Consider the following 23,412-nt stretch of genomic DNA (forward strand, 5'->3'; position numbering starts at 1 on the left):
GCGGCGCGGATCGGGTCGGTGGGACGCGGGCTTGACGCGCCGACGTGCGGGTCGGGCATCCCGTCGCCGCGGCATCGGGAGAACCCCCGGAGCCCGCGATCGTGCCGGCGCACCCGCTCTCGGGGTTCGATGCTAGGCGCGCTGTCCGTGCCGCTCGAGCAGGGCGAGGATGGCGTCGTGGAGGACGCCGTTGCTGGCGACGACCTCGACGCCGCTGCGCGGCGCCGCTCCGCCGCCGGCGTCCGTGCAGCGCCCGCCGGCCTCCTCGACGATCAGGATGCCGGCCGCGACGTCCCAGGGGCTGAGCTTGAACTCCCAGAACGCGTCGAAGCGCCCGGCCGCGACGTAGCAGAGGTCGAGCGCGGCGCTCCCGTCGCGGCGGACGGCGCGCGTCGACTTCACCATGCGCGCGAAGTTCGAGAGGTTGTCGTCCTCGCTCCGGTGGACGTCGTAGGCGAAGCCGGTGGCGGCGAGCGCGTGGGCGAGCGTCGTCTCGGCGGAGACGCGCAGCGGGCGGCGGCCGAGAAAGGCGCCGCCGCCGCGCGTCGCCGTGTAGAGCTCGTCGAGCAGCGGGTCGTAGACGGCCGCCGCCGCGCGCTCGCCGCGGCGCTCGACGCCGATCGAGACACAGAAGCGCGGATAGCCGTGCGCGAAGTTCGTCGTGCCGTCGAGCGGGTCGACGACCCAGCACCATTCGGCGTCGGGATGCTCGGTGCCGCCGCCCTCCTCGGCGAGGATCGCGTCGCCCGGCCGCTCGCGTTCGAGCGTCTCGACGATCAGCTCCTCGCAGGCGTGGTCGACCTCCGTGACGAGGTTCGTCGGCGTTCCCTTCGTCGCGATGCGGAAGGTCGTCTCGTAGCGCTCGCGCTGGATGGCGCCGGCCTCGCGCGCGAGGCGCTCGGCGAGCGCGCGGGCGACGGCGATGTCGCGGTCGGAGCTCATCGGGACTCCCGCGCGTCGAGCCGGTAGAGCGCGCGCGCATTGCGGCTGGTGTGGAGCGCCACGCGCTCGACCGTCGTGCCGTGCACGGCCGCGATCGCGGCGCCGACGAGCGGCGTCCACGCGGGCTCGTTGCGCCGGCCGCGGTGGCCCTCCGGCGCGAGGAACGGGGCGTCCGTCTCGACGAGCATCCGCTCGAGCGGGACGGCGCGCGCCACCTCGCGCAGCGCGTCGCTGCGCTTGAACGTGACGATGCCCGAGAACGAGACGTAGAACCCTTCGCGCAGGGCGCGCTCGGCGAAGCCGAGCGAGCCCGTGTAGCAGTGCAGGACGCCCGCGAGCTCGCCGCGCCCCTCGGCGCGCCAGATGTCGAGGAGCTCTTCGTACGCGCTCTCGTCGTCGCTGCGCACGTGGATCGAGACGGGGAGGTCGAGCTCGCGCGCGAGGGCGACCTGCTCGGCGAAGACCTCGCGCTGCACGTCGCGCGGCGAGTTCATGTAGTGGTAGTCGAGGCCGCACTCCCCGACCGCGACGACGCGCTCGTGCGCGAGCCACGCGCGCAGTGCGCGGCGTCCCGCGTCGTCGAGGTCGGCGGCCTCGTGCGGATGGACGCCGGCCGTCGCGAAGACGTCGTCGTGCGCGGCGGCGAGCGCGGCGGCCTCTCCGTTCCCGTCGGCGCCGTAGCCGGAGCCGATCGCCACCATCGTCTCGACGCCCGCGTCGCGCGCGCGCGCGATCGCCGCCTCGCGGTCGTCGTCGAAGCGATCCGCGGTGAGGTGGCAGTGGCTGTCGACCCAGCGCGCCGGCTCGAGGACGTCCCGCTCCATGGCGCCTAGCTCCGCGGCGCGGGCTTCGCCGCGTCGGACGGCGCGGGCTCGACGCGCGGGAAGAGCGGCTCGCCCTTGGTCGTCGCGGCGCCGGGCGCGAGCCCGCCCCAGCGCGTCGCCGCGGGCAGGCGCGCGTCCTCGGGCGAGCCCTCCTGGCCGAGGCGATGCCACAGCTCGGCCGCCTTGCGCGGCACGAACGGCGCGAGCAGCAGCGTCGCGATGCGCAGCGCCTCGCACGCGGTGTAGAGGGTGGTGCGCACCTCGTCGGCGCGCGCGGCGTCCTTCGCCGCCTTCCACGGCTCGCGCTGCTCGAGGTAGCGGTTGCCCGCGTCGAGCGCGCGCTGCACGGCCTCGAGGGCGCGGTGCGGCTCGGTCGCGCGCAGGTGCTCGTCGACCGCGCGCGCCGCGTCGGCGAAGGCGGCCTCGAGCTCGCGCTCGGGTGCGGCCGCGGGCCCGGGCGTGGGCACGCGACCCTCCGCGAAGCGCGCGGTCATGTGGAGCGTGCGGCTCGCGAAGTTGCCGAGGTTGTTCGCGAGGTCGGCGTTGATGCGCGCGACGAGCACGTCCTCGCTGAAGCTCGCGTCGAGCCCGTAGCTCATCTCGCGCAGCAGCACGTAGCGGAAGGCCTCGAAGCCGTACTTCTCGTCCATCGCGCGCGGCGAGATCGCGTTGCCGAGCGACTTCGCGACCTTCTGCTCGTCGACGTTCCAGTAGCCGTGGACGTGGACGTGACGCGGCAGCGGCAGGCCGATCGCGTGCAGCATGGTCGGCCAGAAGACACCGTGCGGCTTCAGGATGTCCTTCGCGATCAGGTGCTCGGCGGCGCTCCAGCGCGCTTCCCAGCCCGGTGCGTCGGGCCAGCCGGTGGCGGTCAGGTAGTTGACGAGCGCGTCGAACCAGACGTAGCAGACGTACTCGCGATCGAACGGCAGCTCGATGCCCCACGCGAGACGCGACTTCGGACGCGAGATGCACAGGTCGCCGAGGCCCGCGGCGTCGCGCAGCATCCCGAGGACCTCGTTGCGGTAGCGCTCGGGGCGGATCCAGTCGGGGCGTTCGCGCAGCGTCGCCTCGAGCCACGCGAAGTGCTCCGACATCCGGAAGAAGTAGTTCGCCTCGGAGCGGCGCTCGGGAACGCGGTCGTGATCGCGGCAGCGGCCGTTCTCGAGGTCGCGCTCCGTGACGAAGCGCTCGCACCCGACGCAGTACTGCCCCTCGTACTCGCGGAACTCGATCTGCCCGGCGTCGTGCACCCGCTGCAGGAAGAGCTGCACGGCCCGCACGTGGTCGGCGTCGGTCGTCCGGATGAACCGGTCGAAGCCGAGGCCGAGGTCGGTCCACGTCTCGCGGAAGATCGCGGAGTAGCGATCGGTGACGTCGCGCGGCGCGACGCCCTCCCGCTCGGCCGTCTCGAGGATCTTCTCGCCGTGCTCGTCGCTTCCGGTGAGGAAGAAGACGTCCTCTCCGCACATGCGGTGGTAGCGCGCGAGCGTGTCCGCGACGCACGTCGTGTAGGTGTGGCCGATGTGCGGCTCGCCGTTCATGTAGTAGATCGGCGTCGTGACGTAGAACGAGCGGGTCATGCGGGGCGGCTCGCGGCGTGCAGAGCGAGCAGGGCGCGCTCGGCCACCATCTGCGGGTTCGCGTTGCGCTGGGCGAGGTCCCGGCGGCAGGCCTTCAGCGTCGCGAAGGCGTCGAGCTCGGCGCGCGCGCTCGCGGCGCCGTCGCGGACGCGCGCCGTCGCGCGCTCGCGCAGCCACTCGGAGCCCGTCGCGAGCAGCTCGCGCACGAGCTCGGCGCTGGCCGCGCGCTCGCCGCGCACCTCCTCGGCCCAGTCGAGCAGCGCGGGGACGTCGAGGCGTGCGATGCCGTCGAGGCGTTCGGCGAGCGCGGCGACCGATTCGCTCGCGTCGTCGCCGCGCAGCGCGAGCGTGCGCGCCACGGGGAACGCGACGCGCTGGCAGCGCGAGCGGATCGTCGCGAGGAGCGCGGCCGCGCTCGCGGCGACGAGCACGATCGTCGTGTCCGCGGGCGGCTCCTCGAGCAGGCGGAGCAGCGCGTTCTGGGCCTCGGTGTTGAGCCACTCCGCGTCGGCGATGACGGCCACGCAGCGGCCGCCCTCGTTCGCGCCGAGCCGCAGCGCGCGCTGCAGCGCGCGCACCTGGCCGATGCGGACGCGCGTGCCGTCGGCGCCGCGGTCGACCCAGTAGAGGTCCGGGTGGTCGCCGACGTGCCGGAAGAACGGGCCGCTGCGGCCCGTGCCGTCGATCTCGACGCCGTCGTCCCCGGCCTCGTGGCCGCTGCGGGCGCACGCTCCACAGGCCTCGCACGGGCGATCGGCGTCGCGCTCGCCCCGGCAGACGAGCGCGCGCGCGAACCACAGCGCGGCCTCGCGCGCCGGCTCGGTCGCGCCCGAGAGCAGGTATCCGGAGTGGATGCGACCGCCCTCGAGCGCGCGGCGCAGCAGCGTGCGGGGGTCGCTCGGGACGGCCGGCATGGGCGCGCACCGTAGCACGGGCGGTCCGGTCGGAAGCGACGTGCAGCTGCACGGGAACCGGGCCGTCGCGACGACGGAGTCCGGCGCGCGCCGCGTCGTCGACCCGCTCAAGTGTTGCGTGCCCGATGCCGATCGACGCCGCACCGCGCGGCGATCTCCGCGCGACGAGAGGGGTGCACGGACATGGCGTTCGGTCGAGGCAAGGATGGCGGATCGATGGGACCGGCGACGAGCACGAGCGCGCCGAGCAGCAGCGGCTTCGGCAACCTGACCGCATTCATCGACCAGGGCTCGGAGTTCGAGGGGAAGCTCTCCTTCAAGGACACCGTCCGCATCGACGGCCGCTTCTCCGGCGAGATCAGCAGCGAGAACACGCTGATCGTCGGCGAGAGCGGCGAGATCGAGGCCACCATCCACTCGCCGAGCGTCGTCATCAGCGGCGCCGTGCACGGCGACGTCCACGCGTCGCGACAGCTCGTGCTCCACAAGACGGCCCGCCTCGTGGGCGACGTGCACACGCCGTCGCTCGTCGTCGAGGAGGGCGCGGTCGTCAACGGTGCGATCAAGATGACGCGGCCCGAGCCGCAGGCGAAGCCGGCGCCGAAGGTCGAGCCGCCGAAGGACGCGGGCACGCCGCGCTAGCGGCCCTCGCGCCACCGTTCTCGCCCCCCGCCCCGTGCGGCGCGCGCCCGCGCGCGGCGCCGTCGCGCTAGCCGACCACGACCGTCGTGACGCCCGGAACGAAGCGGCGGAGCGGCTCCTCGATCGCGATGCGCAGCGTCGCGGGCTGCGCCGGGCAGCGCGCGCACTCGCCCTGGAGCGCGACGCGCACGACGCCGTCGGCGCCCACGTCGAGCAGCTCGACGTTGCCGCCGTCGGCGACGAGCCCCGGGCGGATGCGGTCGATGGCGCTCTCGACGTCGGCCCGCGACGGGCCCCTTCCCTGGATCTCCATGCGCGCGCGTTTCGGCGCGCGCCCACGCCGGGTTGACCCGGCGTCGGCGTCCGCGCGCGCCCGTCGCTCCGGTCGACGCTCGCGCGGGTGACGCCGCGCACGGCGCGGGGCCTCGCCTGCGCACGGCTTGCTAGCCTCCCGCCGCCGTGGACGTCACCGTCAAGCTCTTCGGATCCGTGCGCGAGCAGGTGGGCGCGAAGGAGCTCGCCATGACGCTCGCCGACGGCGCGACCGTCGCGGTCGTGCGCGATCGCCTCGCGGCCGATCACGCGCTGTTCCGCGACCTCGGCACGCGCCTCGCCGTCTCCGTGAACCTCGAGGTCGCGAGCCTCGACACGCCGCTCCGGAACGGCGACGAGGTCGCGTTCCTGCCGCCCGTGTCGGGCGGCGCGGGACGCGCGCCCCTCTGCACGATCTCGAGCCATCCGCTCGACGAGCGCGAGGTCGCCGCGCGCGTGGCCGGCCCCGACGCGGGCGGACTCGTCACGTTCGTCGGCGCCGTGCGCGACCGCGCGCGCGGCAACGACATCGAGTACCTCGAGTACGAGGCCTATCCCGCGATGGCCGAGCGCGAGATGGAGAAGATCGCCGCCGACTGCGCCCGCCGCTGGCCGGGAGCGCGCGTCGCGATCGCGCATCGCACGGGGCGCCTCGAGATCGGCGACGTCGCGGTCGTCGTCGTCGCCGCCGCGCCGCACCGGGCCGAGGCGTTCGACGCGTGCCGCTTCGCGATCGACACGCTCAAGCAGACGGTCCCCATCTGGAAGAAGGAGGTGGCGACGTCGGGCGAGTACTGGGTGGACGATCACGCATGAGCGGCGACCCGAAGCCGTCGTCGGCGCACCATCACCACCGCAGGGAGGCCGTCGCGAGCGTCGCGACGGTCGTGATCACGGTGAGCGACACGCGCACGCTCGAGACCGACGCCGGAGGCGCGCTCGCGGCCGAGCTGCTCGGCGCCGCGGGCCACGTCGTCGCGGCGCGCGAGATCGTGCCCGACGAGCCCGCCGCGATCCGCGCCGCGCTCGAGGCGGCGCTCGCGCGCGATGGCGTGGGGGCCGTGCTGCTCACGGGCGGGACGGGCGTCGCGCCGCGCGACGTCACGCCCGAGACGGTCGCTCCGCTCCTCGAGCGCGAGATCCCGGGCTTCGGCGAGCTGTTCCGCATGTTGTCGTACGAGGACGTCGGCTCGGCCGCGCTGCTCTCGCGCGCCATCGCCGGGCTCGCGCGCGGGCGCGTCGTGTTCGCGATTCCGGGCTCGCGCGGCGCCGTGCGGCTCGCGGTCGAGAAGCTCGTCGGTCCGGAGCTCGGCCATCTCGCGGCCGAGGCCGTCAAGACGCGCTAGCCCGGGGCCGACAAGGCGCGGGTGATCGCGCCCGCCCGCCGCGTCCTCGCGCTCCTCGGTCTCGTGGTCGTCTGTGTCGGTCCGCGCGGAGCGGCGCGCGCGGACGCCTACGTCTGGGTCGATGACGACGGCGTCACGCACCTGACGAACGACCCGCGCGACGTGCCACAGGATGCGCGCGACGACGCCGACGACGCGCCGCCCGACCGCGTGCGCGCGCTGTGGGACGACGGCGTGGTCGGTCCGCCGCTCGACACGCCCGCCGCCGCCGGGGGCGGCGACGACGCGCGCATCACCCGTCTGCTCGCGGGCGCGCGCGCCGACATCCTGCGCGGCGAGCACGCGCGCGCGACCGCCGCGCTGCGCAGCCTCGTCCGCCTCGACCCGGGGCGCCCCGAGCCCTACTGGTATCTCGCGGAGCTCGAGCGCCAGCGCGGTCGCTATGCGAGCGCGCAGGAGCAGCTCGCGGAGTTCGTCGGGCGCGCGACCGCGCCGCGCTATGCGAAGTGGCGCGACGCCGCGCGCGACCGCATCGCGTCGCTCGCCGACGAGCAGCGGCTCGCGGACCCGGACGCGGAGCGTGCGCCGCTCGCCCTCGTCGCGCGCGAGAGCTCGCACTTCCGCGTCGAGCTCGACTCCGAGCTCGACGTCCGTCCGGCCTACGGACCGACGGTGCTGCACTACCTCGAGGAGGCGCGCGGCGACGTCGCGGAGGCGCTCGGCGTCGTCCCGAGCGAGCCGCTCGGCGTCGTGTTCTACGGCAGTGCCGCCTATCAGCGCGCCCACCGCCATCGCTTCTCGTTCAAGACGGTCGGCTTCTTCGACGGGCGCATCCACGTGGCGTCGCCGGCCGACCCCGGCGAGTCGCTGCGCGCGCTCCTCTTCCACGAGTACACGCACGCGCTCTTCCGCGAGCAGACCGGCGCCGACCGGCCGTACTGGCTCAACGAGGGGCTCGCCGAGCTCGTCGAGCGGCGCGCGCGGCGGCTGCCCACGTCGACGCGCAGCGAGCGCGCGGCGCTGCGCGCGCGGATCGAGGGCGACGCGTGGATCCCGCTCCGGCGCATCGCGCCGAGCTTCGGCGGGCTCGCCGGCGACGACGCGCGCGCGGCCTATCTCGAGGCGATCGTGACCGCCGAGTGGATCGAGGCGCACACCGAGGCGCCGCAGCGCGCACGGCTCCTGCAGCGGCTCGGTGAAGGGTGGTCGATCGACCAGGCGCTGCACGAGGCGCTCGGCGTCGATACCGACGGGCTCGACGCCAGCGTGCGGCGGCGGATCACGGACGAGTTCCCCGCGCTCGTGCCGTAGCGCCGCGCGGGAGGACGTGCCGCGCGCGTCCGGGTCAGAGGCCCTCGGCGAGCCCCTCGTCGCGCTGCCGGCTCGCCTCGAGCAGGAGCTCGGTGACGGTCGCGCGGATCGTCGGCTCGACGTCGAGCTCCTGCGCCTCGAAGCGGAACGCCCCGCGGTCGGTGTTCACGATCGCGACCGCGGCGTCGAAGCCCGCGTGCTTCTCCGTCGCGGCGTGGACCGGCCGCCCGTTGCGGAACCAGACGGTGCCGATGCCGCTCGGCGCCTCGATCTCGAGCAGTCCCGTCTTCCCGCCCATCTCGAGCACCTGGAGCACGGCGAAGGGCGGGATCTCGGCGAGCTGACCGTGGAACGCGTCGCGCGTCGACGCGCGCTCGAAGATCATCGTCTTCGCCTCGCCGGGGACGAGGAGCGCGTCGTCGATCGCGGCGTCGAGCGTGCAGAAGGTGATCGTGCTCGATCCGATCTCGATGCGGTCTCCCGTCGAGAGCGGGCACTCGCCGTCGACCGGCTCGCCGTTCACGAACGTCCCGTTCGTGCTGCCGAGGTCGCGCAGCACGTAGCCGCCGTCGACGGCGCGGATCTCCGCGTGGCGGCGCGAGACGTCGCTCTTGCGGATGGCGAACTCACAGCTCGGATGGCGCCCGATCGCGACCGGGGCGTCGGAGTCGACGCGCTGCGGCGGGAGCGGCGGGCAGAACAGCATGGCGGTGCGCGAGGCTTCCATCGCCGGCCTACAACGGCAGCCGGCGCGCGCAGCTTGAACGCAGGATCGGCCGCGGATGCGTGCGCCCGGGGCGCAGCGCCCCTCGACTAGCGGGCGAGCGCGCCGCCCCCGTAGCGGACTGCGCTGTCGCGGGCCCACCCGCTCGCCTGCGCGAACCCGGCCGGCACCTCGAGCACCGCGTCGACGAGCTCGCCCGGCGCGTAGCGGGGGAGGGCGTCCGGGGGAGTGCCGTCCGCGGGCGGCGGTACGCGGTGATGGATGCCGACGATCCGGCCGTCCCGGATCCAGACCATGTCGATCGGAAACCTCATGTCGATCATCCAGAACTGCTGGAATCCCGCGTCACGGTAGAGGAAGAGCATTCCCTCTCCCCAGCCGAGGCCGTCGCGGCCGGAGAGCCCGCGGCGCTGCTCTTCGGGCGTCCGGGCGAGCTCGACCGCGACGCGGACCCGATCGATCTCGACCCAGGCGTCCGGGCGGGCGGCGCCCTCCGAGCGGGCGCACGCGGCTGCGGCGACGAGCGCGACGAGCGCGGTCGCCGCTGCCTGCGCCCGCCGCCCGCGCCTCACGCGTCGGCGTCCGGCGCGTAGTACTCGAAGTCGACGAGCGCCTGCTTCATGTGGTCGCGCAGCCGCTTCACGAGCCGCGCCTCGAGCTGCCGGACGCGCTCGCGCGTGATGCCGTACTCCTCGCCGAGGTCGGCGAGCGTGCGCGGCTCCTCCGCGAGCACGCGCTCCTCGAGGATCTGCAGGTCGCGCGCGGCGAGCGTCTTCTTGAACTCCGCGATCTGCTCGGCGAACACGCCGCGGAGCTCGTCGTCGCCCACCTGTCGCTCGGCGCTCGGTCCGCCGGCGCTCATGAAGTCGCCGTACGTCGCGGAGCCGTCCTCGTCGCCGATCGGCGCATCCATCGAGAGGTCGGGGCGCGAGAGGCGCGCCTGCATCTCCTCGACGTCCTGCTCGCTCACTTCGAGCCGCTCGGCGATGAGCTTCGGCGTGACCTCGAAGCCCTGACGCTCGAGCTCGCGGCGCTCGCGGTTGAGCCGGTAGAAGAGCTTGCGCTGCGCGCGCGTCGTCCCCATGCGGACGCTGCGCATGTTGTCGAGGATGTACTTGAGCACGTACGCGCGGATCCAGTAGACGGCGTAGGTCGACAGCTTCACGCCCTGATACGGGTCGAAGCGCTGCACGGCCTCCATCAGGCCGACGTTGCCCTCCTGGATGAGATCGAGCGCGTTCGTCCACGCGCGCCGGTACTCCATGGCGATCTTGAACACGAGGCGGAGGTTCGACACGACGAGCCGCCGCGCGGCCTCGACGTCCCCGTGCTCGCGCCACCGCACCGCCAGCTCGTGCTCCTCCTCGCGCGAGATGGGCGCGTGGTGGCGCAGCTGCGCCATGTAGCGCGTGAGGGTGTCCCCGCCCTGGAAGTCGGCGGTGTCCGCCATGGGAAGCGGAAGGGGCGCGGTCGTCGCCTCGACCAGCACCGGGAGGTGGACGGCGCGCGGCGCGAGCCGCGCAGGGGCTCCGTCATCGGGCTCGTCGCCGTCGTCGTCGCCGTCGGGCGGCGCGACTTCGTCGATCTCGTCGGGGGCGATCGGCTCCTCGGCGTCCTCGGTCGCGTCGGCGCCCGGCGCGGGCGCGCGCTCTCCCCCCTCGAGCTCGCTCGCCTCTCGGCTCTCGCGTTCGCGGGGGTCTCGGCTCACCGGCGGGCTCTCGGCGGTTCGGCGCGGGGGACGGGTCGCGCCAACGTAGCGAAACGAAGAGGGCGGGATCGGCCGCCGGCCGATCCCGCCCTCACGAGGCTCCGAAGGCGCGCGAGGCGCGGCTACTTCTTGAGCGTGCGGATGAACGCGATGATGTTGGCGATCTCCTCGTCGCCGAGGTGCGGCAGCGGGGCCATCATCGCGTTGCCGCCGTAGGCCGCGGCGCCGTTCTTGATGATGTTCGTGATGTCGGCGTCCGTGCCGGCCTTGCCGTCGCCGTCCGTGTCGTACTTGAAGTCGCCGACGCTGAAGTCGCGCGGCTTCGGGTCGAGCACGGCGCCGACCGGCCCGTCGCCCTTGCCCTCGGGCCCGTGGCACGAGGCGCAGTTCGCCTCGAAGCTGGTCTTGCCGGCCGCGACGTCGGCGGCGAGCGCGGTGCCGGGCGCGGCGAAGGCGGCGAGCGCGATCCACGTTGCGATCTTGCGGGTCATCGATCGGATCTCCTTGTCCAGTTCGGATGAGCTCCGCGCGCGCGCGGAGGGTTCGTCGGTTCGGGTCGCACAGAGGGCAGGGGTGCCGGACTTATTCGCGCGGATCCCCACGCCCTCGTCACTTCGTCACTGCACGGCTCTTCGGGTTCGACCGCTCGACGCGCAAAGGCGCGTCGAGCGCGACGCGTCCGGGGGTCGAGGCGCGCGCAAGGTACGGAGCGGCAATGCCTGCGTCAAACGACACGGGCCTGCAGCGAAACGTTGCGGAGTGATCGCCCGGCTCAGCGCGATCGCGCGCGCGACTCCATCCATGCGACGAGCGTGCGGACGCCGACGCCCGACGCACCCGGCACGTCCCATCCCGCCGTCTTGTCGCCCCACGCGGTGCCCGCGATGTCGAGGTGGGCCCAGCTGCGATCGCCCGCGAAGGCCTGGAGGAAGCCGGCCGCCGTCGATGCGCCCGCGTCGCGCGATCCCGCGTTCTTCAGGTCGGCGACGCTGCTCTTCATCGCGCGCGCGTGCTCCGGGAAGAGCGGCATGCGCCACATCGTCTCCCCGCACGCCGCACCCGCGTCGACGATCTCGCGCGCGAGGGCGTCGTCGCGCGTGAAGACGCCGGTCGCCCACGGCCCGAGCGCGACGACGCACGCGCCCGTGAGCGTCGCGAGATCGACGACCGCATCGGGCTCGAACTCCGAGATCGCGTAGTGGAGCGCGTCCGCGAGGACGACGCGGCCCTCGGCGTCCGTGTTGAGGATCTCGATCGTCTTGCCGCTCATCGCGCGCACGACGTCGCCGGGTCGATAGGCGGTGCCGCTCGGCATGTTCTCGGCCGCGCCGATCACGCCGACGACGTGCAGCGGCAGCTCGAGCACGGCCGCCGCGCGGAGTGCGCCGACGACGGCCGCGGCGCCCGACATGTCGTGCTTCATCTCGTGCATCGCGGCGGACGGCTTGATCGAGATGCCGCCCGTGTCGAACGTGATGCCCTTGCCGACGATGCACAGCGTCGGCGCGCGCGAAGCGCGGCGCTTCGGGACGTGCTCGAGGACGATCATGCGCGGCGGGTTCGCGCTTCCCTGGCCGACGGCGAGGATCGCGCCCATGCCGAGCCTCTTCATCTGCGCCGGTTCGAGCACGCGGCAGCGGAGGCCGACCTCGCGCGCGGTCGCGCGCGCGGCGGTCGCGAGGCGCGCCGGCGTCAGCTCGTTCGGCGGCTCGTTCGAGAGATCGCGCGCGAGGTTCTGCGCCGTCGCGATCGCGACGCCCGCGTCGGCTCCGCGCCGCGCGGCGGCCGCGTCGGTCGCGCCGTCGATCACGAGCGTCACCGCGGCCGGCGGCGCGTCGTCGCGCTTCTCCTTGTAGCGATCGAAGCGGTAGCTGCCGAGCAGCACGCCCTCGGCGAGCGCCTGCGCGGCGGCCGCGGCCGCGACGCCGCGAACGCGGGGCGCGGCGATCGCGAGCGAGCGGACGCGCTTGCCGGTCGCGCGGCGCACGGCCGTCGCCGCGGCGCGCCGCAGCGCGTGCGCGTCGACGTCCTTCGCGTCGCCCATTCCGACGAGCACGACGCGCGCGGGCCGCGCCGCGGCCGCGCGCGCGCGCTTCGACGCCGGAGCGGGGTAGAGGACGAGCGCCTCGCCCGCGCTCGCGGCGAACTCGCCGCGCTCGACGACGTCGGCGATCGCGCCGCCGAGCGAGCGATCGAACGCGCGCGCGGCGGGAGACAGGACGGGCTTCGCCCCGTTCACCGCGGCCTTCGCCTTCGCCGAGGCCTTCGCGCGCGCCGCACCGCGCCGGCCGCCGGTCGCTCCGTCGGCCGCGCCCTGCGACGCGAGCGGGATCGCCACGACGTCCGCCTTCGCGGCGTCGAGCGCCGCGCTCCGAACCGAGATCTTCATTCGTTCCCCCCTCGCGCCGGAAGCGGCGCTCGCGTTCCACCGGCGCGGCGCCTCGCGGCGCTCCGTCGCCTCCGAAGGCTCGTCGCGCGAGCCGAGCGGCCCGTGCGGCTTCGCGCGACCCGCCCGCTTCCTTGATGGCCCCCGAGCCCTCGCATAGACTCGCGCGCCGACCGTTCGGGGGGCGGAGTCGCGCAGGGCGGCTTCGCGAGGTCGGTCGCCTCGAGTCGTCGTGGATCGTCGGGACCCTGGATCGGCAGGGAGCTCCTCGGGGTCGCGGGCTCGCGCTCGGCGCCGTTCATAGCGCGTTCGGGCCGCATCACCGAGAGCACATCGAGAGCCCGGCGTTCCTCCGCGAGCCCTCCGCCGCGGGCGGAGTGCGCCGCGAGGCGGGCGGGGAGCGTCGCGTGGAACTCGATCTGATCGGACTGATCTGGCAGGCGAGCCTCGTCGTGAAGCTCGTCATGCTCCTGCTCGCCGGCATGTCCGTCGGCTCGTGGGCGATCATCGTGCTCAAGTGGCGCGAGCTGCGCCGCGCGGAGGCCGACAGCGAGGCGTTCCTCGAGGTCTACCGCGAAGAGGAGTTCGCCCGCGCGTTCGAGGCGGCGCGCGAGCTCGACCGCAGCCCGCTCGCCGCCGTCTTCCTCGGCGGCTGCGCGGAGCTCCAGCAGATCGCCAAGAAGCAGGGCGGGGGCGCGGTCGATGCGCTCGAGGTCGAGCAGGTGCGGCGCGTGCGCAAGGCGCTCGGCTGGATCACCGCCGGCGAGGCGCAGCGCTTCGAGCGCGGGCTCTCGTTCCTCGCCACGACCGGCAGCTCGGCGCCGTTCATCGGCCTGTTCGGCACCGTCATCGGCATCATCGCGTCGTTCGAGAGCATCGGGCGCGCGGGCAGCGCGAGCCTCGCGGTCGTCGCGCCCGGCATCGCCGAGGCGCTGATCGCGACCGCGGTCGGCCTGTTCGCCGCGATTCCCGCCACGATCTTCTACAACTCGTTCGTCGCGCGCATCGAGCAGATCGGCGCCGCGATCGACCTGTTCCGCGGCGACTTCGAGCAGGATCTCGACCTCGTCGCGGCGCAGGCGACCGGTGCGCGCGCCTCGGCGCGCCGCGAGCGGGGCTGACGCGTGGGCGCGTCGCTCGCGCGCGGCGGTCGCCGCCGGCCGATGGCCGACATCAACGTCACGCCGCTCGTCGACGTCATGCTCGTGCTGCTGATCATCTTCATGGTGACGGCCCCGATGATGCAGCAGGGCGTCGACGTCGATCTGCCGAAGACGTCGACGCAGCCGCTGCGCGTCACCGACGACCCGCTCATCCTCACGGTGAAGAAGGACGGCACCTACCTGCTCGGCAAGACCGAGGTGCCGCTCTCCGAGCTCGAGGCGAAGCTCGCCGCCATCTTCGAGGCGCGCGGCGCGAAGGAGCTCTACCTGCGCGCGGATCGCGCGGCGCCGTACGGCACCGTCGTCAAGGCGATGGCCGCCGCGCGCGAGGCCGGCGCGCAGCAGCTCGGCGTCGTCACCGAGGCCGAGTAGCGCCGTGGGCGGTCGCGCGCCGATCGGCATCGGAGGGCGGCGGTGAGCTCCGCGACCCTCGGCATCGATCGCCTGCAGCAGAGCGCGTGGGATCGCTTCGCGCGCGCGCGCGCCGAGCGCGGGCGGCGCGAGTGGAAGAACGGGCTCGTCGGCTCCGCGATCGGCCACGCGGTCGTGCTGCTGCTGCTCGTGGTCGGCCCGCGCCCCGGGCCGTCGGAGCTCCCGCCGGTCGTCTCGATCGATCTCGTCGCCGCGCCGCGCGCGGCCGCGGCCCCCGCGCCGGGCCGCCCGGCTCCCGCGCCCGCGCCGCCGAAGGCCGCGCCGCCGCCCCCCGAGCCGACCGTCGCCCCTGCGCCGCCTCCGCCGCCGAAGGCGCAGACGAAGGTGCTCCCCAAGGAGGCGCCGCAGGCGAAGGCGAAGCCCGCGCCCGCGCCGCCCGTGCGGCGCGAGCGACCGAAGGAGCTCGGCTACGAGGACGCGCTCGCCGCGCTGCGCGCCGAGGCGGGCGAGGCGAGCCCGAGCGAGGACGCGGCCGAGGAGGCGCTCGACGCGCCCGCCACCGCGACGGGCGGCCCGAGCGGGCCCGGGCGCGTCGACCCCGAGCTGGCGGCCTGGCAGCTCGCCGTGAAGCGCCACATCCAGAAGAGCTGGGTCGTGCCCACCGAGTTCCGCGGCAGCGGGCTGCGCGCGCTGCTGCGCGTGACCGTGCTCGGCGACGGCACCGTGATCGGCGCGCCGGCCGTGCAGCGCTCCTCGGGCGACCCGCGCTACGACGACAACGCGGTGCGCGCGGTCGGCCAGGCGAGCCCGCTGCCGCCGCCGCCGAGCGCGGGCGACAAGACGATCTGGTTCTCGGAAGAGTGATCGCGGTACGCGCCGCGCGCGCCGCGCGGTGCGACCGTTCGGCGCCGCGCGCCGGGAACGCGCGACACGGGCCGGGGGGAGAGACGCGGATGAGGATGGGGGTGGCGAGCTGGATCTCGGTCGCGCGGGCGGTCGCGCTCGCGCTGTGCCTCGCGGCCGGCGTGCCGCGCGCGGCGGGCGCCGAGGAGGACGTGCCGACGATCGTCGTCACGCCCGGCGGGCGCACGGCGTTCAACGTCGCCCTGCAGCGTTTCGCCGATCGCGGCCGCGGCGGTGATGCATCGCGCACGGGCGCGCTCGACGCCGGTCTGCGCCGTGGCATCGCGTACTCGTACGACACGCTGCTGCTCCCCGACGCCGCCTTCCTCGGCCCGCGCGACGCGCGCCCCGAGCTCGCCGCGACGCGCGACGACTGCGCGGAGTGGCGCACGAGCGGCGCCGACGCGCTCGTCGAGGGCGTGATCGCGCCCGACGACGCCAGCGGACGCATGGTGATCGAGGTCGCGGTCTGGGAGGTCGCGCGCTGCGTGCGGCTCTTCCACGAGACGTACCGGCGGCCGGGTGCCGTGCTCGAACGCACCGCCCTGCGCATCGCCGACGACGTGGTCGGCGCCGTGACGGGCGTGCGCGGGGCGGCATCGACGGAGATCGCCTTCGTCTCGACGCGCAGCGGCCACCGCGAGATCGTCGTGATGGACGCGGACGGCTCGAACGTGCGCGCGGCGACGCGCGGCAACTCGGTGAAGGCGTTCCCCGACTGGCTGCCGGGCGCCGACGGCATCCTCTACACGTCCTACGTCACGGCCGAGCAGCCGGACCTCTTCGTCGCGTCGCGCGCGGCCGACGTGCGCGCGGGCCGCATCCTGGGCGGCGTGCTCCCCGGCGCGCCGAAGTACCGCGGTGTCTTCTCGCCCTCGGGTCAGACGCTCGCGCTCGTCACGAGCGTCGACGGCGCGGCCGAGATCTTCCGCGTCGAGCGCGACGGGCGTCGCATGCAGCGGCTCACGCACGGCCCGTCCATCGAGGTCTCGCCGGCGTGGTCGCCCGACGGCTCCCGCATCGCCTTCGTGTCGGACCGCTCGGGGGCGCCGCAGATCTTCGTCATGAACAGCGACGGGACGGACACGCGCCGGCTCACCTATCAAGGCGGCTACAACACGTCGCCGTCGTGGTCGCCCGACGGGCGCTGGATCGCCTATCAATCGCTCGTCGGCTCGCAGTTCGACATCTGGCTGATCGACCCGGAGGGCAAGGTCAACTTCCCGATCGTCGAGCACCCTTCGAGCGACGAGACACCGCACTGGTCCCCCGACGGTCGCCGCATCGCCTTCAGCTCGAAGCGCCGGGGCCGCGCGGACATCTACACCGTCGACCGCAGCGGCGAGCGCCTCGAGCGCCTGACGCAGGCGATGGGCGACAACACGCATCCCTCGTGGAGCCCCTATCCGCGGTGAGCGGGGCGGCCGGAGCCGCCGCGCCCGCGGCTGCTAGAGTTCCGCGCCGATCGGGGACCGGGGGGAGGAGGCCCGTCATGTCGCATCGCCGAGGACGACGCTCCGCGCGCCGCGCGCGGGGGATTCGCGCGCTCGCCTGTGTCGTGCTCGTCGCGCCGCTCGCCGCGTGCGTGACCGTCGCCGAGCACCGCAAGCTCGAGCGGCGCGTCCTGCAGATGGAGCGCGGGGGCGGGCCGTCGAGCGGCGACTGGCGCGCCGCGCTCGCCGACGCGAACGCCGAGGTCGAGGCGCTGCGCGCCGAGGTGAAGACGCTGAAGGGGCGCGTGGAGGTCGCGGAGAAGACGGCCGCCGACGCGCTCGACGACGCGCGCCGCGCCCGCCAGGAGACGGCGACGCGCGAGGCCGGCACGCCGGCCGAGCCCGCCGAGGCGCCGCCCGAGCCGCAGGCGAGCGAGGAGGTCCGCAGCTACCGCGCCGCCCACGCGCTCTGGCGCTCCGGCGACCTCGCGGGCTGCATTGACCAGTTCGCCCAGTTCCTGCAATCTCATCCGTCCTCTTCGTACGCCGACGACGCGACGTTCTGGATGGCCGATTGTTATTTCAAGCAGGGGGACTTCAAGCAGGCCGTGCTCCGCTTCGACGACGTCGTGCGGAAGTACCCGACCGGGAACAAGGCGCCCGACGCGCTGTTCCGGCAGGGCGAGGCGCTGCTCGAGCTCGGGCCCGGCTATCACGAGGCCGCCAAGCGCGCCTTCGAGCGCGTCCTGTCGGACTACCCGAACTCGGCGCTCGTCGGCGAGGCGAAGAAGCGGCTCGAGGTGGCGCGGGCCGGGTGAGGAGCGCGCGTCGCCTCTCACCGCCGCGGCGGTCACGACCACGACCACGACGAAGAACCGACGGGAGCGGACCGTTGAAGAAGCGCGACCTGGACAAGCTGAAGGCGATCCTCATCCAGCAGCGGGACGAGCTGCTCGGCAACGCCAAGCGCACGCTGGCCGGCGACATCCACCTCGATCCCGACGACTTCCCGGACGAGATCGACACCGCGTCGTCCGAGATCAACCTGGCCTTCATGGGGCGGGTCCGAGAGCGCGAGCGCGGCCTGCTCCGCAAGATCCTCGAGGCGCTCGACCGCATCGAGGCGGGCGAGTACGGCGAGTGCGCGAGCTGCGGCGAGGAGATCGGCCTGAAGCGCCTCCTGGCGCGGCCGGTCGCCGAGCTGTGCATCGACTGCAAGTCGGAGCAGGAGAAGCTCGAGCGCCGCAACGGCTGATGGCCCGCTCCGCCTGGCGCGTGCTCGGCATCGAGAGCTCGTGCGACGAGATGGCGGCGGCCGTGGTGGTCGACGACGGCCGCCACTGGGTCGTCGAGTCGAGCGTCGTCCACGCCCAGACCGACGTGCACGCTCCGTACGGCGGCGTCGTTCCGGAGCTCGCGTCCCGCGATCACGTGCTCGCCGTGTCCGGCGTCGTCGCGCGCGCGCTCGCGGAAGCGGGCGCTGTGGCCGGCGACGTCGACGGGGTGGCCGTGACGGCGGGGCCGGGGCTCGTCGGATCGCTGCTCGTCGGGCTGTCGTTCGCGAAGGGGCTCGCGTACCGCCTGCGCATCCCGATCGTCGGCGTCCACCACCTCGTGGGCCACCTGATGTCGGCCGAGCTCGCGGACGCGAGCCTTGCGCCGCCGTATCTCGGGCTCGTCGTCTCGGGCGGGCACACGGCGCTCTACCGCGTCCCCGAGCGCGGCGAGCCCGCGCTGCTCGGGCAGACGCGCGACGACGCGGTGGGCGAGGCCTTCGACAAGGTCGCGAAGCTGCTCGGGCTCGCGTATCCGGGCGGGCCCGCGGTGTCGCGCGCGGCGCGCGACGGAGCGCGCGACGCCGTCGCCTTCCCGCGGCCGATGCAGGGCGAGCCCGGCTACGACTTCTCGTACAGCGGCCTCAAGACGGCCGTCGCGCTCGAGCTCCAGCGCCGCCGCGCGGCGGCGGGCGTCGGGCCCGACGACGCCTTGCCCGCGCGCGACGTCGCCGACGTCGCGGCCTCGTTCGAGGCCGCGGCCGTCGCGCCGCTCGTCGCGCGCACGGCGCGCGCCTGCGCGGCGCAGGAGATCGGCACGGTCGCGGTCGTCGGCGGTGTCGCGGCGAACGCGCACCTGCGCGAGGAGATGGCGCGCGCCGGCGCCGCGCACGGCTTCCGCACCGTGTTCCCGCCGCTCGGTCTGTGCACGGACAACGCGGCGATGATCGCGGCCGCGGGCGCGCGCCTGCTCGCGCGCGGCGTGCGCGACGACCTCGCGCTCAACGCGTTCTCGCGCGTTCCGGTGGGCCAGGCGCCCTGGCGCGACGCGGAGGGCGCGGCGGGCCCGGTAGGCGCGGAGGGCGCGGCGGGCCCGGTAGGCGGGCAGGGCGCGGCGGCCCGCGCGGACGGCGCCGCGCCGTGAACCTCGCGCGCACGCGCGCGCTGCTCGCCGAGCGCGGCCTTCGCCTGCGCCGCGAGCTCGGCCAGAACTACCTCGTCGACGATGCGCGGGCCGCGCAGCTCGTCGCGCACGCGGGCGTCGAGCCGGGCGACGTCGTGGTCGAGGTCGGCACCGGGCTCGGCACGCTCACGCGCGCGCTCGCGGCGCGCGCGGCGCGCGTGGTCACGATCGAGATCGACGCGGGCGTGGTGGCCGCGCTGCGCGACCTGGCGCTCCTGCCGGACGCCGTCGAGCTCGTGCACGCGGACGCGCTCGACGTCGACCTCGCCGCGCTCGTTCCCCCGCCGCCCGCGCGGACGCGACTCGTCGCGAACCTTCCGTACTCGGCGGCGACGCCGCTGCTGCGCCGCATGCTCGACCTCCGCGACACGTTCGCGTCCTGGTCGGTGATGGTGCAGCGCGAGGTCGCCGCCCGCCTCGTCGCGGGCGCGGGCGAGGACGACTATGGCTCGTTCGCCGTCCTGCACGCGCTCGCGGCGCGCGTCGAGCGCGTCGTCGACGTCGCGCCGCAGGCGTTCTTTCCGGTGCCGAAGGTCGTCTCGAGCTTCGTGCGCATCACGCCGCTGCGCGGCGAGGGCGAGCCCGACCGCGACGAGCTCGCGCGCATCGAGCGCGTCGTGCGCGCGCTGTTCGCGCGCCGGCGCAAGACGATCAAGAACGGGCTCGAGGGGGGCGGCTTCGGCGCGGCCGGGCTCGAGGCGCTCGCGCGCGTCGGCATCGACGCGCGCGAGCGCGCCGAGCGCCTCGAGCCGGCCGCGCTGCGCGCGCTCGCGCGCGCGCTCGACGAGCTCGGTGCCTTCGCGCGCCCCGGCCCGCGCGACTAACCTCGGGCGCGTGGACACGGCCGACCAGCTCGAGGCGCTGCTCGAGCTCGCGCGCGAGGCGGGCCTCGAGGTGCGCAGCGTCGGCGCCCGCCCGGCGGTCGCCGGCGAGGCGCCGCCGACGAGCGCCGTCTGCCGGGTGAGGAGCGCGGTGTGGGTCGTGCTGAGCGCGGCCGACCCGCCGGACCGGCACATCGCCGTGCTCGGGGAGGCGCTCCGCCGCCACGCGTCGGGCTTCCTCGAAGACCGCTTCCTTCCCCCGGCCTTGCGCGCGCTCCTGCAGGATCCACTCGAAGGTCCGTAGGGCCCGAGTGGCGCGCTGCGGCCGGGCCCGCGCGCCGGTCGGGTTTCGAGACGCGCACGTCTTGACCCGGCGTCCGCCCGGCCGGTACCCTGCGCGCCGTTTGAGGGCAATCGCAGGTCGCGATGTCCATCGAAACGCAGGGCGCGCCCGGCCATCGCACCGCGAGGCCACCGGGGGCGCCCGAGACAGCCGGGGCCCCCCACGGAAGCCCGGCCCACGAGGAAGTCGCCTACTCCAGCCCGATGAACGGTCGGATCCCGGCCCGCGCGCGCGATGCGCTCGCGAGCCACGCAGGGACCGATACGGGGGCGGACGATGGGTGGCCTTCGGGATCGCAGGATCGCACGCGCTCCCCCGCGCACGCGCTCTTCGCCGACCTCCCGAGCTCTCCCTTCGCAGCGCCTCCGGACGCGCATCCGGCGGGCACTCTCTCGTTCGGGTCGTCGGCCTCCGGTGGTCCGACGCGGTCGCGCGAGCGGCCGCGCCGTCGGGTCGCGGCGGGCTGGAGGCGACTATGTCGACCGTCACCGCCACGTCGACGCGCGAGCACCGCGTCACCGTCCGCTCGCTCCGCACCGCCAAGAGGAGTGGCCGCCCGGTCAGCATGCTGACCGCGTACGACCACGCCTTCGCCCGCATCTTCGACGCCGCGGGCATCGACGTGCTGCTCGTCGGCGACTCGCTCGGCAACGTCGTGCAGGGCCAGGACACGACGCTGCCGGTGACGCTCGACGAAGCGATCTACCACACGCGGCTCGTCGCGCGCGCCGCGGCGCGCGCGATGGTCGTCGGCGACATGCCCTTCGGCAGCTACCAGGTGAGCCCCGAGGACGCGGTCCGCAACGCCATCCGCATGGTGAAGGAGGGCGGCGCGCACGCCGTGAAGCTCGAGGGCGGGAGCCCGATGCTCGCGACCACGCGGCGCATCGTCGACGCCGGCATTCCCGTGATGGGGCACGTCGGATTGACGCCGCAGTCCGTGCACGCGATGGGCGGCCTGCGCGTGCAGGGGCGCGGCGACGCGGGGCGCTCGCGCGTCGTCGAGGACGCGATCGCCGTCCAGGAGGCGGGCGCGTTCGCGGTCGTGCTCGAGGGCATTCCGTCGGAGCTCGCCGCCGAGATCACGCGCACGCTCGCGATCCCGACGATCGGCATCGGCGCGGGCGTCGGCTGCGACGGCCAGGTGCTCGTGATGCACGACCTGCTCGGCCTGTCCGACTGGACGCCGAGCTTCGTCAAGCAGTACGCGAACCTCGGCCAGCTCGCGGCGCAGGCGGCGCGCGCGTTCGCGGACGAGGTCCGCAATCGCAAGTTCCCCGACGAGGAGCACTCGTACCGCTAGGTGCGGAGGTGCGGACCATGCGCGTCGTGAGGAGCATCCGGGAGCTGCAGGCGTGGGCCGACGGCGAGCGCGCCGCCGGCCGGCGCATCGCGCTCGTGCCGACGATGGGGGCGCTGCACGCGGGCCACCTGTCGCTCGTCGCGCAGGCGCGCGAGCGCGCCGACGCCGTCTGCGTCTCGATCTTCGTGAACCCGACGCAGTTCGACGACCCGAAGGACTACGCCGCCTATCCCGCGACCTTCGAGACGGACGCGGCGGCGTGTCGCGAGTCCGGCGTCGACGTCGTCTTCGCGCCGACGCCGGCCGAGCTCTATCCGGAGGGCGCGCAGACGTGGGTCGAGGTGACGGAGCTCGCGCGCCCGCTCTGCGGCGCCGCGCGCCCCGGGCACTTCCGCGGCGTGACGACCGTCGTCGCGAAGCTGCTGAACGCCGCCAAGCCCCACGTCGCGATCTTCGGCGAGAAGGACTTCCAGCAGCTCGCGGTCATCCGGCGCATGGCGCGCGACCTCGGCTTCGACGTCGAGATCGAGGGCGGCGCGATCGTGCGCGAGGCCGACGGGCTCGCCATGAGCTCGCGCAACGCGAACCTCGGCCCGCGCGCCCGCGGCGAGGCGCTCGCCATCGGGCGCGCGCTCGACGCGGCCGAGCGCGCGGTCGCGCTCGGCGAGCGCGCGCGCGACCGCGTGCTCGACGTCGCGCGCGGCGAGCTCGCGCGCGCGCGCGGCGCGAGCGTCGACTACGCCGAGCTGCGCTGTCCCGAGACGCTCGCGCTCGCGCCCGAGCGGCTCGACGGCCCGGCGCTGCTCGCGCTCGCCGTCTTCTTCGAGCCCGAGACCGAGGGCGCCCCGCGCGTCCGCCTGATCGACAACCGCGTGCTGCGCCCGCCGGAAGCCGGCGCCGCGGCCGTCCTGGCCCGTTCCTGACTCGCGAAGCGCGTCGCCACGAGGAGAACGCCGTGATCCGCACCATGCTCAAGTCGAAGATCCACCGCGCCACCGTCACCGAGGCGAACATCGAGTACGAGGGCTCGGTGACGATCGACCGCGACCTCATGGACGCCGCCGATCTCCGCCCGTACGAGCAGGTGGACATCTGGAACTGCACGAACGGCAACCGCCTGACGACCTACGTGATCGAGGGCGAGCGCGGCTCGGGCGAGGTGTGCGTGAACGGCGCGGCCGCCCACCTGATGAAGCCGCTCGACGTCGTCATCATCGCGAGCTGGACGCAGGTCGCGGACGCCGAGGCGGACGGGTTCGAGGCGAAGCGCGTCTTCGTCGACGCCCGCAACGCCATTCGCGAGTAGCGCGCGAGCGGGCGCGTCGCGCGACGGCGCGGCCGCCGCGGGCGCTCCGCTAGTCTCCGCGCCGTGTCTCCTCCCGCGAAGCCGACCCCGCCCGCGAAGACCGGCAAGGCGCGCAAGCGCGGCGCGTCCGATGCGCTCGGCGCCGCGGGCGTCGTCGCGACGAACCGCCGCGCGCGCTTCGAGTACGAGCTCCTCGACACGTTCGAGTGCGGCATCGCGCTGCTCGGCCCGGAGGTGAAGTCGCTGCGCGCGGGGCGCGCGAACCTCGGCGACGCGTTCGCCACCATCCGCCGCGGCGAGTGCTTCCTCCACAAGCTCCACATCAGCCCGTACGAGCCGGCGACGCGCGAGAACGCCGACCCGCTGCGCGATCGCAAGCTGCTGCTCCACAAGGCGCAGATCCGGCGGCTCGAGGGACAGGTGGCGGAGAAGGGCCTCACGCTCGTGCCCGTCTCGCTCTACTTCAAGGATGGGCGTGCGAAGGTCGAGCTCGCGCTCGCGCGCGGCAAGCACACCTACGACAAGCGCGAGTCGATCAAGCGGCGCATGGACGACCGCGACGCGCAGCGCGCGCTGCGCCGCGGCCGCGACCGAGGGTGAGGGCGGCGGCGCGTCGCGC

The 23,412-nt window shown here is 74.7% G+C and carries 27 protein-coding genes; 17 read left to right on the top strand and 10 right to left on the bottom strand.

What is annotated here, in order from left to right; translation table 11 throughout:
* Nucleotides 1–132 precede the first annotated feature (132 nt).
* Genes R3E88_07885 through R3E88_07900 form a run of 4 tightly spaced genes read right to left on the bottom strand, consistent with a single transcriptional unit; the run spans nucleotide 133 to nucleotide 4,263 of the window.
* Nucleotides 133–942, bottom strand: coding sequence for an inositol monophosphatase family protein (locus R3E88_07885; GenBank protein MEZ4216380.1), 810 nt, complete (start codon nucleotides 940–942; stop codon nucleotides 133–135).
* Nucleotides 939–1,766 carry a TatD family hydrolase gene (locus tag R3E88_07890; protein ID MEZ4216381.1) on the bottom strand — a complete coding sequence of 276 codons (828 nt, stop codon included), beginning with the start codon at nucleotides 1,764–1,766 and terminating at the stop codon, nucleotides 939–941. The genes R3E88_07885 and R3E88_07890 overlap by 4 nt, the downstream gene beginning before the upstream one ends.
* Nucleotides 1,767–1,771: 5 nt before the next feature.
* Nucleotides 1,772–3,349, bottom strand: coding sequence for a methionine--tRNA ligase (gene metG, locus R3E88_07895; protein MEZ4216382.1), 1,578 nt, complete (start codon nucleotides 3,347–3,349; stop codon nucleotides 1,772–1,774).
* Nucleotides 3,346–4,263, bottom strand: a complete 918-nt coding sequence (locus R3E88_07900; GenBank protein MEZ4216383.1) for a hypothetical protein — start codon at nucleotides 4,261–4,263, stop codon at nucleotides 3,346–3,348. The genes metG and R3E88_07900 overlap by 4 nt, the downstream gene beginning before the upstream one ends.
* Nucleotides 4,264–4,479: 216 nt before the next feature.
* Between R3E88_07900 and R3E88_07905 the strand changes: the two genes are divergently transcribed.
* Nucleotides 4,480–4,905, top strand: coding sequence for a polymer-forming cytoskeletal protein (locus R3E88_07905; GenBank protein ID MEZ4216384.1), 426 nt, complete (start codon nucleotides 4,480–4,482; stop codon nucleotides 4,903–4,905).
* Nucleotides 4,906–4,972: 67 nt separating this feature from the next.
* Here R3E88_07905 and R3E88_07910 read toward each other — a convergent pair whose 3' ends face one another.
* Nucleotides 4,973–5,218: a NifU family protein gene (locus R3E88_07910; protein MEZ4216385.1), complete on the bottom strand. Its 246-nt coding sequence runs from the start codon at nucleotides 5,216–5,218 to the stop codon at nucleotides 4,973–4,975.
* Nucleotides 5,219–5,364: 146 nt separating this feature from the next.
* Between R3E88_07910 and R3E88_07915 the strand changes: the two genes are divergently transcribed.
* From R3E88_07915 to R3E88_07925, 3 genes are read left to right on the top strand one after another with little or no spacing between them, the layout of a single operon-like run.
* Nucleotides 5,365–6,033: a molybdenum cofactor biosynthesis protein MoaE gene (locus tag R3E88_07915; GenBank protein MEZ4216386.1), complete on the top strand. Its 669-nt coding sequence runs from the start codon at nucleotides 5,365–5,367 to the stop codon at nucleotides 6,031–6,033.
* Nucleotides 6,030–6,563 (top strand): molybdenum cofactor biosynthesis protein B, encoded by a 534-nt coding sequence (locus tag R3E88_07920; protein MEZ4216387.1) that lies wholly within the window; start codon nucleotides 6,030–6,032, stop codon nucleotides 6,561–6,563. Before R3E88_07915 ends, R3E88_07920 begins: the two co-directional genes overlap by 4 nt.
* A gap of 21 nt (nucleotides 6,564–6,584) precedes the next feature.
* Nucleotides 6,585–7,874, top strand: a complete 1,290-nt coding sequence (locus R3E88_07925; protein ID MEZ4216388.1) for a DUF4124 domain-containing protein — start codon at nucleotides 6,585–6,587, stop codon at nucleotides 7,872–7,874.
* 34 nt (nucleotides 7,875–7,908) lie between these two features.
* Here the strand turns inward: R3E88_07925 and R3E88_07930 are convergent, their stop codons facing one another.
* From R3E88_07930 to R3E88_07950, 5 genes are all read right to left on the bottom strand, one after another.
* Complete coding sequence (locus R3E88_07930; protein ID MEZ4216389.1) at nucleotides 7,909–8,601, bottom strand: DUF4388 domain-containing protein; 693 nt, start codon at nucleotides 8,599–8,601, stop codon at nucleotides 7,909–7,911.
* Between the two features lie 86 nt (nucleotides 8,602–8,687).
* On the bottom strand, nucleotides 8,688–9,170 hold the full coding sequence (locus tag R3E88_07935) for a DUF192 domain-containing protein (protein MEZ4216390.1): 483 nt from the start codon (nucleotides 9,168–9,170) through the stop codon (nucleotides 8,688–8,690).
* The gene (locus R3E88_07940) at nucleotides 9,167–10,306 is read right to left on the bottom strand and encodes an RNA polymerase factor sigma-32 (GenBank protein ID MEZ4216391.1); all 1,140 of its coding nucleotides are present in this window, start codon (nucleotides 10,304–10,306) and stop codon (nucleotides 9,167–9,169) included. Before R3E88_07940 ends, R3E88_07935 begins: the two co-directional genes overlap by 4 nt.
* Nucleotides 10,307–10,428: 122 nt before the next feature.
* Nucleotides 10,429–10,797 (bottom strand): cytochrome c, encoded by a 369-nt coding sequence (locus R3E88_07945; GenBank protein ID MEZ4216392.1) that lies wholly within the window; start codon nucleotides 10,795–10,797, stop codon nucleotides 10,429–10,431.
* A 281-nt stretch (nucleotides 10,798–11,078) separates the two neighbouring features.
* The gene (locus tag R3E88_07950) at nucleotides 11,079–12,695 is read right to left on the bottom strand and encodes a leucyl aminopeptidase (GenBank protein MEZ4216393.1); all 1,617 of its coding nucleotides are present in this window, start codon (nucleotides 12,693–12,695) and stop codon (nucleotides 11,079–11,081) included.
* 404 nt (nucleotides 12,696–13,099) lie between these two features.
* Between R3E88_07950 and R3E88_07955 the strand changes: the two genes are divergently transcribed.
* The 13 genes from R3E88_07955 to smpB all read left to right on the top strand — a co-directional run bounded on the left by R3E88_07955 (nucleotide 13,100) and on the right by smpB (nucleotide 23,393).
* Complete coding sequence (locus R3E88_07955; GenBank protein MEZ4216394.1) at nucleotides 13,100–13,813, top strand: MotA/TolQ/ExbB proton channel family protein; 714 nt, start codon at nucleotides 13,100–13,102, stop codon at nucleotides 13,811–13,813.
* A gap of 3 nt (nucleotides 13,814–13,816) precedes the next feature.
* On the top strand, nucleotides 13,817–14,227 hold the full coding sequence (gene tolR, locus R3E88_07960; GenBank protein ID MEZ4216395.1) for a protein TolR: 411 nt from the start codon (nucleotides 13,817–13,819) through the stop codon (nucleotides 14,225–14,227).
* Nucleotides 14,228–14,269: 42 nt separating this feature from the next.
* Nucleotides 14,270–15,091, top strand: a complete 822-nt coding sequence (locus R3E88_07965) for a cell envelope integrity protein TolA (protein MEZ4216396.1) — start codon at nucleotides 14,270–14,272, stop codon at nucleotides 15,089–15,091.
* Between the two features lie 101 nt (nucleotides 15,092–15,192).
* Nucleotides 15,193–16,545: a Tol-Pal system beta propeller repeat protein TolB gene (locus R3E88_07970; protein ID MEZ4216397.1), complete on the top strand. Its 1,353-nt coding sequence runs from the start codon at nucleotides 15,193–15,195 to the stop codon at nucleotides 16,543–16,545.
* A gap of 77 nt (nucleotides 16,546–16,622) precedes the next feature.
* Complete coding sequence (gene ybgF, locus R3E88_07975; GenBank protein MEZ4216398.1) at nucleotides 16,623–17,381, top strand: tol-pal system protein YbgF; 759 nt, start codon at nucleotides 16,623–16,625, stop codon at nucleotides 17,379–17,381.
* A 74-nt stretch (nucleotides 17,382–17,455) separates the two neighbouring features.
* Nucleotides 17,456–17,818: a TraR/DksA C4-type zinc finger protein gene (locus R3E88_07980; protein ID MEZ4216399.1), complete on the top strand. Its 363-nt coding sequence runs from the start codon at nucleotides 17,456–17,458 to the stop codon at nucleotides 17,816–17,818.
* Nucleotides 17,818–18,981 (top strand): tRNA (adenosine(37)-N6)-threonylcarbamoyltransferase complex transferase subunit TsaD, encoded by a 1,164-nt coding sequence (gene tsaD, locus R3E88_07985; protein MEZ4216400.1) that lies wholly within the window; start codon nucleotides 17,818–17,820, stop codon nucleotides 18,979–18,981. Before R3E88_07980 ends, tsaD begins: the two co-directional genes overlap by 1 nt.
* Nucleotides 18,978–19,844, top strand: a complete 867-nt coding sequence (gene rsmA / locus R3E88_07990; protein ID MEZ4216401.1) for a 16S rRNA (adenine(1518)-N(6)/adenine(1519)-N(6))-dimethyltransferase RsmA — start codon at nucleotides 18,978–18,980, stop codon at nucleotides 19,842–19,844. The genes tsaD and rsmA overlap by 4 nt, the downstream gene beginning before the upstream one ends.
* Nucleotides 19,845–19,854: 10 nt before the next feature.
* The gene (locus tag R3E88_07995) at nucleotides 19,855–20,145 is read left to right on the top strand and encodes a hypothetical protein (protein ID MEZ4216402.1); all 291 of its coding nucleotides are present in this window, start codon (nucleotides 19,855–19,857) and stop codon (nucleotides 20,143–20,145) included.
* Nucleotides 20,146–20,659: 514 nt separating this feature from the next.
* Complete coding sequence (gene panB / locus R3E88_08000) at nucleotides 20,660–21,487, top strand: 3-methyl-2-oxobutanoate hydroxymethyltransferase (protein ID MEZ4216403.1); 828 nt, start codon at nucleotides 20,660–20,662, stop codon at nucleotides 21,485–21,487.
* 17 nt (nucleotides 21,488–21,504) lie between these two features.
* The gene (gene panC / locus R3E88_08005) at nucleotides 21,505–22,410 is read left to right on the top strand and encodes a pantoate--beta-alanine ligase (protein MEZ4216404.1); all 906 of its coding nucleotides are present in this window, start codon (nucleotides 21,505–21,507) and stop codon (nucleotides 22,408–22,410) included.
* A 32-nt stretch (nucleotides 22,411–22,442) separates the two neighbouring features.
* Complete coding sequence (locus R3E88_08010) at nucleotides 22,443–22,793, top strand: aspartate 1-decarboxylase (protein ID MEZ4216405.1); 351 nt, start codon at nucleotides 22,443–22,445, stop codon at nucleotides 22,791–22,793.
* Nucleotides 22,794–22,856: 63 nt separating this feature from the next.
* Nucleotides 22,857–23,393: an SsrA-binding protein SmpB gene (gene smpB, locus R3E88_08015; protein ID MEZ4216406.1), complete on the top strand. Its 537-nt coding sequence runs from the start codon at nucleotides 22,857–22,859 to the stop codon at nucleotides 23,391–23,393.
* Nucleotides 23,394–23,412 lie beyond the last annotated feature (19 nt).

It is taken from the genome of Myxococcota bacterium, assembly GCA_041389495.1.
Classification (GTDB): domain Bacteria; phylum Myxococcota_A; class UBA9160; order UBA9160; family UBA4427; genus JAWKRT01.